Below are 12,285 nucleotides of genomic sequence, written 5' to 3'. Positions count from 1 at the left end.
CGGTAAGTGTGGGTCCGGCGCACATGGAACGCGGGCGTCGGCGCTCTTACGATCGGAGTATGGGAACCGCGAACCGCTCCGAGACCAGCGTCGTCCTCGCCGCCGCCCGCACGCCGATCGGCCGCTTCGGCGGCGGGCTCGCCGACGTGCCCGCGACCGCCTTGGGCGGCATCGCCATCGCTGCCGCGCTCGAACGGTCCGGAGTCGACCCCGAGCGGATCGGGCAGGTGATCCTCGGGCACGTGCTCCCGGCCGGATGCGGCCAGAACCCGGCCCGCCAGGCCGCCGTCGCGGGCGGCGTCCCGATGACGGTGCCGAGCCTGTCGGTCAACAAGGTCTGCCTCTCGGGGATGACCGCCGTCGGCATCGCCGACCGGTTCCTGCGCGCGGGCGACTTCGAGTTCGTCGTCGCCGGGGGCATGGAGTCGATGAGCCGCGCCCCGCACCTGCTGCCGGGCTCGCGCCGCGGCCACAAGTACGGCGAGGTCACGATGCTCGACCACGCCGCGTTCGACGGACTCACCGACGCCTACGACGGGGTGCTCATGGGCGAGGCCACCGAGCGACACGCGCGCGAGTCCGGGATCGCCCGCGCCGACCAGGACGCGTTCGCGCTCGCCTCGCAGTTGAAGGCCGCCAAGGGCAACGCCTCGACCGAGATCGTCCCGGTCGAGACCCGCAAAGGCGTCGTGGACGCCGACGAGAGCCCGCGCCCGGAGTCGACCCTTGATGGTCTGGCGGGGCTGCGCCCGGCGTTCGCCGAGGGCGGGGTCCTGACCGCCGGGAACTCCTCGCCGATGAACGACGGCGCGTCCGCGCTCGTGCTCGCCACCCGGTCCACCGCCGAGCGGCTGGGCCTGGAATGGGAGTCGGAGATCCTGTCGTACGCGACCGTGGCCGGCCCGGACAACTCGCTGCTGCACCAGCCCGCCCGCGCCATAGAAGCGGCCGCCGCGCGCGCCGGGGTCGCCGTGGCCGACCTCGACACGATCGAGATCAACGAGGCCTTCGCCGCGGTCGCCCTCGCCTCCATCCGCGAACTCGGCGTCGACCCCGAGCGCGTCAACCGCGACGGCGGCGCGATCGCCCTCGGGCACCCGCTGGGCGCCAGCGGCGCGCGGCTCGTGCAGACCCTCTCGCGCCAGCTCCCGAGCGGCGCGATCGGCGCGGCCGGGCTGTGCGGGGGCGGCGGCCAGGGTGACGCGATCGTCCTGCGCGCCAGGTAGATCAGGGCTCGGAGAGCCGGTTGACGCGCAGCGCCAACTGGACCTCAAGGGACCGCTCCGGCGAGTTCCAGTCGCGGCCGAGGATGGAGGCGACCCGCTCGAGCCGCTGCGAGACCGTGTTGAGGTGGACGTTCAGCACCGCCTTGGTCTTCGCCAGGTGCCCGCCGTTGGCGAAGTACGCCTCCAGAGTGCCGACGAGGTCGGTGCCGCGCTTGGCGTCGTAGTCGAGCAGCGGGCCGATCGTGCGCCGCACGAACGCGTCCGTGCCCGACTCGCCGAGCAGGACGCCGATGAAGCCGAGCCGGTCCATGCCGCCGCCTTCGCCCCTGCGGCCCAAGGCGATCAGGGCGTCCGTGCAGCGGACGGCCGCGGTGTAGGCCTCCGGCAGCCGCTCGATGTCGTCCACACTGGATGAGGCGCCGACGGTCACCGGCCGGCCGGTGGCCCTGCCGAGGTCGGCGGCGAGCTTCGCGGCCTGCCCGCCGGGGTCGTAACTCGGCAGCAGGAGCACCGTGCGGCCGTCCCGGCTCCCGGCCAGGCCGCCTTCGGCGCGGGCGTGTCGCTGCGCCTCCGAGGCGAGCCGTCCCTGCGCAGCGGCGTCGCCGTCGAGGACGAGGACCGCGTGCGGCCGCCGCAGGTCCATGCCGAGCTTCCCGGCGCGGAGCCGCGCGCTGGTGGCCCGCTGCTTGCCGGGGTCGCTGAGGAGGTCGTCGAGGAGTTCGCCGCGCACCCGGTCCTCGGCATCGGCCACGGACCGCCGCAGGAGCAGCAGCAGCGCGGTGACCAGCGAGGCGCGCTCGAACAGCTGCCGGTCGGCCTCGCCGAGTGCGGGTCGGCCCGCGAGGACGATGCTGCCCAAGGGCTCCGGGCCGGCCATGACCGCGCACACCCACCGGCCGTCGACCAGGACCGCGCCGCGGCTCGCCTGCGAGTCGGCGACGCCCTCGGCGACGAACCGCACCTCGCCTTCGCCCGCGCGGGCCAGCGCCTCGCCGTCGACGCCGAAGATGCCGATCGCACCGCCGAAGAGTTCGGCGGCCTGTGCGGCGAGGTCGGCGACGTCGCCGCCGCTGAGCACCAGGCCCGTGAGGCGGTCGTGGGCGTCGGCGGCGCGGCGCAACGCGAGGTTCAGCCGCTCGGAGCGCAGGGCCGTCTCGCTGAGTTCGCGCAGGGTCCGCGCGGTCGCCTCGAGCTGGCGGACGCTCTCGATGGCGACGGCGGCGTGGTTGGCAAGCGAGACGAGCATGGCGATGTCGTCGGGAGCAAAAGCCCGAGGCGCGCGGTCGGCGGCCCAGAGGACCCCGATCACGGTGTCGCCCAGGCGGAGCGGGACGCCGACGATGCCGTGGACGCCCTCTTCCTCGACGGCGGCGTCGATGAGCTGGGTGTGGCGGAAGCGGGAGTCGATCTGGTAGTCGGTGCTGGCGTAGGGGAGCGCGGTCTCGGCGACGAGGCCGCCGAGGCCTTCGCCCATGCCGAGGCGCAGCTGCTGGAAGCGCGCGGAGACGGAGCCGTCGGTGACGCGCATGTAGGTGTCGCCCTGCTCGGGGTCGTGGAGGGCGATGTAGGAGAGGTCGGCGGCGAGGAGGGTGCGGGCGCGGTGGACGATGGCGCGCAGGACGGCGTCGAGGTTGCGGGAGGCGGCGAGGTCGCCGGCGGTGTCGAAGAGGGCGGCGAGTTCGGCTTCACGGCGGCGGCGCTGGTCGAGCGTGCGTTTGATGGTGCGTGCGGTGTCGGTGGCCCGATGGAGCGCCGCGGCCGCTTCGGGGCCGGGGCCGGAACGTTCGAGGTCGCGGAGGGGCGCGGCGAGTTCCTCGTCGGTGGGGTCGGCCGCGAGCAGGTCGATCAGCCGGAGCAGGGCTTCGGCGGCGGGGCCGAGGCCGGGCGCGGCGGCGGGCGGGCTGTCTTCCACGTCACCGATCCTACTCGTCTGATTGACACGTCATCTATCTAGCGCTACGGTAGTTGATACGTCATGCACCTCTTCGAGGAGATACATGATGCATCAAGTACACGGCCGGTGCGGGCCGCCCCGCGTCTTTTGGCCGGGAAGCCTTCCGGCTACCCGCAGACCTGCATCAACAACGCAGCGACACGTTTCGAAGGGATTCGTCATGGCAGACAAGAAGATCATCGCAGTCGTCGGCGCCACCGGGCAGCAGGGCGGGGGGCTCGCCCACGCGATCCTCGCCGACCCCGCCTCCGAGTTCAGCGTTCGCGCCATCACCCGCAACCCCGACTCCGACAAGGCGAAGGCACTCGCCGCGCTCGGGGCTGAGGTCGCGCAGGCCGACATCGACGACGAAGCCAGCGTCGCCAAGGCGCTCGACGGGGCGTACGGGGCGTTCCTGGTCACCAACTTCTGGGAGCACATGTCGCCCCGGCGCGAGTACGACCAGGCGAAGAACCTCGCCCGGGCGGCCAAGGCCGCGGGCGTCCAGCACGCGATCTGGTCGACCCTCGAGGACACCCGCGAGGCCGTCCCCCTCGACGACGACCGGATGCCGACCCTCATGGGCGAGTACAAGGTCCCGCACTTCGACGTCAAAGGCGAGGCGAACGCGCTGTTCACCGAGGCGGGCGTGCCGACGACCTTCCTGCAGACGACGTTCTACTGGGACGGCTTCCTCGGCGCCTTCGGCCCCCAGCGCCAAGAGGACGGGAGCCTCGTCCTGGCGATGGCCATGGGCGACAGCAAACTCGCCGGGATCGCCTCCGAGGACATCGGCCGCACCGCCTACGGGATCTTCAAGCGCGGCACCGACCTCGCCGGCGAGACCGTGAGCATCGCAGGCGAGCACCTGACCGGCCCGGAGATTGCCGATGCCTTCACCGAGGCGCTCGGCGAGCCCGTCCACTACTACGCCGTCCCGTTCGAGGGCCTGCGCGCCGCCGGATTCCCCGCGGCCGAAGAGGTCGGGAACATGTTCCAGTACTACGCGGAGTTCGACGCCGAGTTCACCGGCCGCCGCGACCTCGCCAAGGTCCGCGAACTCAACCCGGACCTGCAGTCCTTCCGCGAATGGCTCACCGCCAACAAGGAGGCCGTGGGCACCCGCGGCGGGAGCGAGTAGCCCCGCCGGAACGGGGGACGGGCGCGTCGCGGGTGCGGCGCGCCCGTTGCAGCGCCTATAATTGACATGTCAACCACATTGGAGGATGCCCATGCCACCCCGGAAGGGCCGCACCGCCCTCACCCGCGCCGAACTCGACAGCTGGCGCGCGTTCATCGAGACGACCGAGGAGCTGCGCACCGCCATCGAAGGACGGCTCCAGTCCGACAGCGGCATCTCCGCCGGGGACTACCGGGTCCTGCTCGAGCTGAGCGAGGCGCCGGAGCGGCGCATGCGCTCCTCGCACCTCGCCGACGCGATCGGCTGGGAACGCAGCCGCCTCTCACATCACCTGGGCCGCATGGAGAAGCGCGGGCTCATCGCGCGCGAGGCCGCCAAAGGCGACAACCGCGGCGCCGAGGCCGTGCTCACCGATGAAGGGCGGGACGCCCTGCGGCGCTCCAGCGTCCCGCACTTCCACGCCATCCGCGAGCTCTTCCTCGACGCGCTCACCCCCGAGCAGCTCGCCGCCGCCCGCGACCTCGCCGAGACCCTCAGCGGCCACCTCGCCGGCAAGCGCGGCGCTACTGCGCCGTGAGCTCGGCGTCCAGCCAGTGCAGCAGCTGCGGCGTCGGCTGGTCGGTCACGTCGTCGAACTCGGGGTGCTTCTTGATGAACCGCGCGACGTACGGGCAGACCGGCACGATGCGCTTGCCCGTCGCGCGCGCGTCGTTGAGCGCCTGCTCGACCAGCGTGGCGGCCAGGCCTTTGCGCGAATGCGCTTTGTCCACTTCGGTGTGGTAGAAGACCCGCTGCTCGCCGCGGTCTCGGTAGGCGGTGAGCCCGGCGCGGAAGCCGTCGATGGCCATCTCGTAGAGCCGCTCGGCGTCGACGCGGCGCACGACCGGCTCGGCGACCGCTTCGACCGGCTCCTGCACCGGCGGGTTGCGGCGGGGCATGATGACGGCGTTCGGCAGCGGCGGCGCGGGCAGGCGGCGGCCCGGGTAGCCCTCGACCTCGCCGAACCGCTCCGAGCCGGCCTCCCACTCCTCGCGGGCCTGCACGATGTCGTCGTGGTTGCGCGCCACGAAGTTCCACCACATGACGATCGCCTCATCGAACGGCGGGCCGCCGAGCAGGATCGTGCGCGCCGGCTCGTCGGAGCAGTTCGAGAGGGTCAGCACATCGAGGCCGGCCGCCACGTACCCGAGCTCGGCGGGGCGCACCACGGTGCCGCCCAAGCGCACGTCGCCCGCGTCCACCAGCAGGCCGTGCTCGAACGCGGGGTCGACGGCGAGGGTGATCGCGGCGTTCGGCTCCAGGTCGATCTGCGCGCCCAGCAGCGGCGTGTACGTCCGCACCGGCGAGGCCGCGCCCGCGAGCGAGCCGAGGAAGACCCGAATCTCGGCGCCGAAGACCTCCACCACCTCGGGCACGTAGTGCTGGAAGTCACGCTCGGCGTCGCGGTGCGCCTCCGGCAGGGCGACCCAGAGCTGGACCCCGTGCAGGAGTTCGGTGTCCGGAGTGGAGACTTCGGAGTGGGCGATGCCGCGCCCTCCCGTCATGAGGTTCATCTCGCCGGGGCGGATGAGCGCGTGGCTGCCGAGGCTGTCGCGGTGCTCGACCTCGCCGCTGAAGAGCCAGCTCACCGTCTGCAGGCCGGTGTGGGGGTGGGGCGGGACGTCCATGCCGCCTGTCGCCGGGACCTCGACCGGGCCGTAGTGGTCGGCGAAGCACCATGCGCCGATGAGGGTCCGGGCCCGCTGCGGGAGGGTGCGCCGCACCTGCAGCGCGCGGAGGCCGCCGAGGGGCACGTCGCGCGCTTCTAGCACCTCGACGATCCCGGAAGCCTCGGTCGGGGCGCACTGCGTCTCCTCCGGAGCCGCTTCGACGTTGCTCACTGGATCACCTGCCATCCGGACTAGTTGTCATATCATCTATATTCGCACATGCCCTTAAGATCATGGACGCCGACGGCCATCCCTGCGGGGAAAGAGGAGGAACTGACGTGAGCAGTGACGGGTCCGCGCTCCCCAGGATCTACATCGACAAGCAGACGCCCGCCGTGTTCCAGGCGATGCGCGAGTCCTCGCGCGCCGCGCGCGAGGCCGCCCACGAGGCCGGGCTCGACCGCGTCCTCGTCGAACTGGTCAACCTCCGCGTCTCGCAGATGAACGGCTGCGCCTACTGCCTCGACCGGCACACCAGGTCCGCGTTGAAGGCCGGCGAGACGACGCAGCGGCTCGGCGTCCTCTCCGCCTGGCGCGACACCGAGGTCTTCTCCCCCGCCGAGCGGGCCGCGCTCGCGCTGGCCGAGGCGACCACTGACCTCTCGGACCCCGCCGCGCAGGACGAGGCCTACGAGGCGGCGCGCAGCGCCCTGACCGAGCACCAGATCTCGGCCGTCCTGTGGGTGGCCATCACCATCAACGCGTTCAACCGCGTCTCGATCCTGAGCCAGCACCCCGTGCGGCCACCTGCGTAAACACCACCTAAGGGTGTCTCCGGTCGCACTCCCGGCCCATATAGTTGACGCATCATGTACATACTCCTATGATTGACGTGTCAATCAGTTCCGGCCCCGGGCCGGCGAGCGAGGAGAGCACCGTGAACGGCATCGAGTTCGGCATCGACAGCTTCGGCGACCTGCCCCGGGACGACCAGGGCAACGTCACCTCGTACGCCCAGGCCATCCGGGCCGCCGTCGAGGAGGCCGTCCTCGCCGACGAGATCGGCATCGACGTGGTCGCCCTCGGCGAGCACCACCGCCCCGAGTTCGCGATCTCCTCCCCCGAGACCGTCCTCGCCGGGATCGCCACCCGCACCGAGCGCATCCGGCTCTCGTCCGGCGTCACCGTGCTCAGCTCCGACGACCCGGTCCGGGTCTTCCAGCGGTTCGCCACCGTCGACGCGCTCTCGAACGGGCGCGCCGAGATCATCCTCGGCCGCGGCTCCTTCACCGAGTCGTTCCCGCTGTTCGGCTACGACCTTGCCGACTACGACGCGCTCTTCGAGGAGAAGATCGACCTCTTCCACCAGCTACTCGACGAGAAGCCGGTCACCTGGCGCGGCACCCAGCGCGCGACCCTCATCGACCAGGACGTCTTCCCCAAGACCGAATCCGGGCGCCTGCGCACCTGGGTCGGCGTGGGCGGCAGCCCGCAGTCGGTCATCCGCACCGCCAAGTACGGGTTCCGGCTCATGCTCGCCGTCATCGGCGGCCCCGCCGAGCGGTTCGCGCCCTACGTCGACCTGTACCGCCGCGCGACCGATGAGCTCGGCACCACCGCCTACCCGGTCGGGCTCCACTCCCCCGGGTTCATCGCCGAGACCGACGAGGAGGCGAAGGCGCTGTTCTATCCGGGCTACAAGGAGATCCGCGACCGCATCGGGGCGCTGCGCGGCTGGCAGCCGCTGCGCCGCGAGGAGTTCGACCACGAGATCGAGCACGGCTCGCTCTACGTCGGCTCGCCCGAGACGGTGGCCCGCCGCATCGCCAAGGCGATCAGCGCGCTCGACGTCGGCCGCTTCGACCTCATCTACTCCTCCGGCGGCGCGCTCGCGGCCAGCGCGCGCCTGCGCGCGGTGGACCTGTACGGCACCAAGGTGATCCCGATGGTCCGCGAGCTGCTCGCGGACGGCGAGGGCGGCGCGCGATGAAGCGGCCGCAAACGATCGGCGTCCTCGGCGCGGGCAAGGTCGGCACGGTCCTCGCCCGCCTCGCGGTCGCGGCCGGGTACCGGGTGCTCATCGCCGGTTCGGGCGATCCGGGGAAGATCGCGCTCACCGTCGAGGTGCTGACGCCGGGGGCCGTCGCGGTGACGGCGGCCGAGGCTGCGGGTGAAGCCGACATCGTGGTGCTCGCACTGCCGCTGGGGAAGTTCCGCGCGATCCCGGCGGCGGCGCTGGGCGACGCGCTGGTGGTGGACGCGATGAACCACTGGTGGGAGGTGGACGGGCCGCGAGAGCGCGTCCTCGATCCGGGCTCGACGTCGAGCGAGGCGGTGCGCGCGTTCCTCGGCGCGCCGCATGTGGTGAAGGCGTTCAACCACATGGGCTACCACGATCTGGAGGCCGAGGCGCGGCCAGCTGCGGCGTTGGGCCGCAAGGCGATCGCGATCGCCGGTGACGACGGCGCGGATGTGGCGGCGGCCGTGTCCTTCGTGGACGCGCTCGGTTTCGACCCGGTGGTCGCAGGACCGCTGGGTGAGGGCGCTCGAATGGAACCGGGCAGCCCGGTGTTCGGCGCGAACACCGACGCCGAGCACCTCCGGAGGCTCCTCGACGCCGCTTGAGTCTTGCGGCACCGGTCCCATGTTATGTAAATTGAAGAAATTAAATATCACGGTCATCGATATCCCTCGGGTCACCGACGGCCGTGATCGCTTCACGCAGAATAGGACCGGCACCTATGACCGCTGCTTCACCTCCCTTCAGTCTGTCCCGGCACCGGCGGCTCGCGATCGCCCTCGCCGTGCTCGTCACCGGCGCCCTCGTCGCCGCCTCGCTCGCCTTCTGGCAGAGCGGCAAGGCCAACGCGCTCCAAGTGGGCGTCTGGTACAACATCGAGTCGCGGCATTCGGGGCTGGTGCTGGGCATCCGCGCGGCCTCGACCGCCAGCGGGGCCGAGCTCGTCCAGTGGTCGAGCAACGGCTCGACCGACCAGCAGTTCCGCTTCGTCGACGCCGGCGGCGGCTACTACAAGATCCAAGTGCGCCACTCGAACCAGGTCCTCGACGTCGAAGGCGCCTCGACCGCCGACGGCGCCAAGGTCCAGCAGTGGGGCGACGCCGGCAGCGCCAACCAGCAGTGGCGCGTCACCGAATCGGGCGGCTACGCCACCATCGTCAACCGCGCCTCGGGCAAAGCCCTCGACGTCTGGGCATGGTCCACCACCGCCGGCGGCCGCATCTCCCAGTACACCGCCACCGGCGCCACCAACCAGCAATGGAAACTCAACCCCGCCGGGAGCACGAGCCTGCCGCCGGGCGTGGACGTGCTCGACGGCTTCGGCGAGGGCACCACCGGCGGCCAGGGCGGCACGACCGTCACCGTCACGACGCAGGCCGACCTCGAGCGGTACGCGGCGGCCTCCGGGTCGTACGTCATCAAGGTCGCGGGCACGATCAACATGAGCCCCAAGGGCCGCGAGATCCCCGTGTCCTCCGACAAGACCATCATCGGCACGGGCACGGCCGGCCAGATCGTCGGCGGCGGGTTCTTCCTCGGCGACGCCACGAGCAACGTCATCATCCGCAACCTCACCATCCGCGACACGATGATGGCCGACGACGACCCCGACGACAAGCTCTACGACTACGACGGCATCCAGATGGACGGCGCCGACAGGGTCTGGATCGACCACAACCGCATCTACAACATGAACGACGGCATCATCGACTCCAGGAAGGACACCACGAACCTCACCGTCTCGTGGAACGTCCTCGGCCCGGGCAACAAGGCCTTCGGCATCGGCTGGACCGAGAACACCACCGCGCGGATCACCATCCACCACAACTGGATCCACGACACCAACCAGCGCAACCCCAGCACCGACAACGTGGCCTACGCGCACCTGTACAACAACTACCTGCAGAACATCTCGGGCTACGGCAACTACTCGCGCGGCAGCACGAAGATGGTGCTGGAGAACTCGTACTTCCAGAACGTCGCCAACCCCTACTACCCGGACGCCACCGCGCAGCTGCGCCAGACCGGCAGCATCTGCTCCGGTTGCACCGGGCGGCAGGAGACGCTGGGATCGGCGTTCACCCCGTCCAGCTTCTACACCTACACGCTCGACCCCGCCGCCGAGGTCCCGAACCTCGTGCGCACCTACGGCGGACCGCAGTCCTGGCTCGGCGTCTGACCTGAATGGACGATGCGGCCGGGTCGGAACCCCGACCCGGCCGCACCCGCAGCGGCCCCGAAACCCCTTGAGATAAGGTTTGCCTAAGCTAACCTGATCGATTGGACTCCCTCCGCATGCACCGTCCACTCCTTGCCGCCGCGGCCGCCGCCGCGCTCCTCCTGACCGGCTGCACGGCCGACGAGACCGGTTCCGGCGGCGGCGGAACCGCCTGGACCTACACCTCCGGCGACGGCGAGACCTACACCGCGACCGAGGTCCCCACCCGCATCATCGCCGAGGCGTACGCCGCGAAAGCCCTGATGGAGTTCGGGATCGAGCCGGTGGGCATCTGGGCGAGCAGCCCAGTCGGCGAAGACGTGGGCCTGCGGGGCGCCGACTTCTCCGGGATCGAGATCCTCGGCGAGGAGTGGGGCAAGATCGACGTCGCCGCGGCCGCCGAGCTCCAGCCCGACCTCATCGTGGGCGACTGGTGGCCGGTCGAAGAGGCCTACAGCGGCTTCGAGGACGGCGTCGAAGAGGAGAGCAAGAAACTGGCCGACCTCGCGCCCGTCGTCGGCTCCGCCCAGAGCGACTCCATCGTGGACCTCATCGAGGGGTACGCCGACCTCGCCGCCTCGCTCGGCGCCGACCCCGGGACCATCGACGCGGCCCGTGCCGAGTTCGACGCCGCCGTCGCCGACTTCCAGGACGCGACCGCCGAGAAGCCCGGCCTGACCGCGCTCGCGATCAGCCCCTTCGACGCCGACTACGCGATCGCCGTGCCCGCGTACGCACCCGAGCTGCTCGACTTCCAGAGCTGGGGCCTCGACGTGATCGACCCCGAGACGCCCGACCCCGACTTCCCGTACTGGGAGACGCTCAGCATGGAGAACGCCGACAAGTACCAGCCCGACCTGCTGCTGTTCGACGACCGCTGGCACCCGGGCAACGAGGAGGTCCTTGCGGCCGCGCCGATCTCGTCGAGCATCACCGCGTACGCGGCGGGGCAGACGACCACCTGGCCGGCGTACTGGCTCCACACGTACGGCGACTACACCGCCGAGCTCAACCGGCTCGCCGGGGTGATCCGCGCCGCCGACGAGAACCTCGTCCAAGAGTGACGACCGCAGCGGCCGAGGCGCCGCGCCCCTCGGCCGCGCGCGTCTCCGCCCGCGTGCTCGGGCTGCCGCTCCTGGCCGCCGCCGTCGGGCTGCTGGTCCTGCTCAGCCTCGCGCTCGGCTCCCGGGACATCGCGCCGTTCGAGGTGCTGCGGGTCCTCACCGACGCGTCGCAAAGCGCCGACGCCACCGTGATCCGCGAGATGCGCCTGCCCCGCACACTCCTCGCGGTCGCGGTCGGCGCGGCCCTCGGGGTCGGCGGCGCAATCCTGCAGGGGCTCGCCCGCAACCCGCTCGCCGATCCCGGCATCCTCGGCATCAACTCCGGGGCGGCGATCGCGGTCGTCGCCTCGGCGTTCGCCTTCGGCGCCATGCCCGTCGGCGGCTCGGTCTGGTTCGCGCTCGTCGGCGCCGGCGCGGCCACGGTCGCCGTGTACGGGATCGCCGCGGTCGGACGGGACGGGCCGACGCCCGCGAAGCTCGCGCTCGCCGGAGCCTGCCTCACGGCGATGCTCGCCTCCGTCACGTCCGCGCTCGTGCTCGCCGACCCCGACGCGCTCGAGGAGCTGCGCATGTGGCAGGTCGGCGCGCTCGCCGGACGGTACTTCCCCGTCCTGCAGCAGGTCCTGCCGTTCCTCGCGGTCGGCCTCATCGCCGCGCTCTTCGCGGGCCGGGCGCTGAACCTCCTGTCCCTCGGCGAGGAGCTGGCCCGCGGCCTCGGCCTGCGCACCGGCCTGGTGCGCGCCGGACTCTTCGTCATCGTCGCGGTCCTGTGCGGGGCCGCGACCGCCGCCTGCGGGCCGATCGCGTTCACGGGCCTCCTCGTCCCGCACGCCGCGCGGCTCGCCACCGGCCCGGACTACCGGTGGATCCTCGCCTACTCGGCGCTGCTCGGGCCGGTGCTGGTGCTGGGCGCGGACATCGTCGGACGCCTCATCCTCCCCGGCGGCGAAGTGCCGGTCGGCGTCGTCATCGGCGTCCTCGGCGCCCCCGTGTTCGTGCTGCTCGTCCGCTTCCGACGCCTTGTGGAGCTCTGA

Annotated in this window: 11 protein-coding genes and 1 pseudogene; 9 read left to right on the top strand and 3 right to left on the bottom strand. The window is 71.6% G+C overall.

The genetic code is table 11. The features are described from left to right. The first annotated feature begins 59 nt into the window (after positions 1–59). Entirely contained in the window at positions 60–1,226 is a 1,167-nt protein-coding gene (locus J5V16_RS16375; RefSeq protein WP_208497517.1) for an acetyl-CoA C-acyltransferase, read from the top strand. Position 1,227: 1 nt separating this feature from the next. Here J5V16_RS16375 and J5V16_RS16370 read toward each other — a convergent pair whose 3' ends face one another. Beyond that, on the bottom strand, positions 1,228–3,138 hold the full coding sequence (locus J5V16_RS16370; RefSeq protein WP_208497516.1) for a helix-turn-helix domain-containing protein: 1,911 nt from the start codon (positions 3,136–3,138) through the stop codon (positions 1,228–1,230). 202 nt (positions 3,139–3,340) lie between these two features. Between J5V16_RS16370 and J5V16_RS16365 the strand changes: the two genes are divergently transcribed. Then, complete coding sequence (locus tag J5V16_RS16365) at positions 3,341–4,300, top strand: NmrA/HSCARG family protein (RefSeq protein ID WP_208497515.1); 960 nt, start codon at positions 3,341–3,343, stop codon at positions 4,298–4,300. A 91-nt stretch (positions 4,301–4,391) separates the two neighbouring features. Further along, positions 4,392–4,877 carry a MarR family winged helix-turn-helix transcriptional regulator gene (locus tag J5V16_RS16360; protein ID WP_208497514.1) on the top strand — a complete coding sequence of 162 codons (486 nt, stop codon included), beginning with the start codon at positions 4,392–4,394 and terminating at the stop codon, positions 4,875–4,877. On the opposite strand, the gene J5V16_RS25785 is transcribed toward J5V16_RS16360, so the two are convergent. Then, entirely contained in the window at positions 4,864–5,148 is a 285-nt protein-coding gene (locus J5V16_RS25785; RefSeq protein ID WP_408612472.1) for a GNAT family N-acetyltransferase, read from the bottom strand. The genes J5V16_RS16360 and J5V16_RS25785 overlap by 14 nt on opposite strands. 69 nt (positions 5,149–5,217) lie before the next feature. Continuing rightward, a pseudogene (locus tag J5V16_RS16350) lies at positions 5,218–6,180 on the bottom strand (pirin family protein); the annotation flags it as partial. 176 nt (positions 6,181–6,356) lie between these two features. Between J5V16_RS16350 and J5V16_RS16345 the strand changes: the two are divergent. The 6 genes from J5V16_RS16345 (at position 6,357) to J5V16_RS16320 (ending at position 12,285) form a co-directional block, all read left to right on the top strand. Further along, entirely contained in the window at positions 6,357–6,764 is a 408-nt protein-coding gene (locus J5V16_RS16345; protein WP_243901341.1) for a carboxymuconolactone decarboxylase family protein, read from the top strand. A 122-nt stretch (positions 6,765–6,886) separates the two neighbouring features. Then, complete coding sequence (locus J5V16_RS16340; RefSeq protein ID WP_208497512.1) at positions 6,887–7,939, top strand: LLM class flavin-dependent oxidoreductase; 1,053 nt, start codon at positions 6,887–6,889, stop codon at positions 7,937–7,939. Then, positions 7,936–8,574 (top strand): NADPH-dependent F420 reductase, encoded by a 639-nt coding sequence (locus J5V16_RS16335; protein WP_208497511.1) that lies wholly within the window; start codon positions 7,936–7,938, stop codon positions 8,572–8,574. The genes J5V16_RS16340 and J5V16_RS16335 overlap by 4 nt, the downstream gene beginning before the upstream one ends. Before the next feature lie 116 nt (positions 8,575–8,690). Then, positions 8,691–10,148: an RICIN domain-containing protein gene (locus J5V16_RS16330; protein ID WP_208497510.1), complete on the top strand. Its 1,458-nt coding sequence runs from the start codon at positions 8,691–8,693 to the stop codon at positions 10,146–10,148. Between the two features lie 116 nt (positions 10,149–10,264). Continuing rightward, positions 10,265–11,251 carry an ABC transporter substrate-binding protein gene (locus tag J5V16_RS16325; protein ID WP_208497509.1) on the top strand — a complete coding sequence of 329 codons (987 nt, stop codon included), beginning with the start codon at positions 10,265–10,267 and terminating at the stop codon, positions 11,249–11,251. Next, on the top strand, positions 11,248–12,285 hold the full coding sequence (locus J5V16_RS16320; protein ID WP_208497508.1) for a FecCD family ABC transporter permease: 1,038 nt from the start codon (positions 11,248–11,250) through the stop codon (positions 12,283–12,285). The genes J5V16_RS16325 and J5V16_RS16320 overlap by 4 nt, the downstream gene beginning before the upstream one ends.

The organism is Glycomyces niveus (assembly GCF_017592475.1).
GTDB lineage: Bacteria > Actinomycetota > Actinomycetes > Mycobacteriales > Micromonosporaceae > Glycomyces > Glycomyces niveus.
Note: the sequence above shows the minus strand (reverse complement) of the source record. Positions and strands in the feature narration are given on the sequence as shown.

What these genes read in the sequence shown, in the direction of transcription:
- J5V16_RS16375 (WP_208497517.1), top strand. Translation starts at nt 60, where the DNA reads ATGGGAACCGCGAACCGCTCCGAGACCAGCGTCGTCCTCGCCGCCGCC.
- J5V16_RS16365 (WP_208497515.1), top strand. Translation starts at nt 3,341, where the DNA reads ATGGCAGACAAGAAGATCATCGCAGTCGTCGGCGCCACCGGGCAGCAG.
- J5V16_RS16360 (WP_208497514.1), top strand. Translation starts at nt 4,392, where the DNA reads ATGCCACCCCGGAAGGGCCGCACCGCCCTCACCCGCGCCGAACTCGAC.
- J5V16_RS25785 (WP_408612472.1), bottom strand. Translation starts at nt 5,148, where the DNA reads ATGGCCATCGACGGCTTCCGCGCCGGGCTCACCGCCTACCGAGACCGC.
- J5V16_RS16345 (WP_243901341.1), top strand. Translation starts at nt 6,357, where the DNA reads ATGCGCGAGTCCTCGCGCGCCGCGCGCGAGGCCGCCCACGAGGCCGGG.
- J5V16_RS16335 (WP_208497511.1), top strand. Translation starts at nt 7,936, where the DNA reads ATGAAGCGGCCGCAAACGATCGGCGTCCTCGGCGCGGGCAAGGTCGGC.
- J5V16_RS16330 (WP_208497510.1), top strand. Translation starts at nt 8,691, where the DNA reads ATGACCGCTGCTTCACCTCCCTTCAGTCTGTCCCGGCACCGGCGGCTC.
- J5V16_RS16325 (WP_208497509.1), top strand. Translation starts at nt 10,265, where the DNA reads ATGCACCGTCCACTCCTTGCCGCCGCGGCCGCCGCCGCGCTCCTCCTG.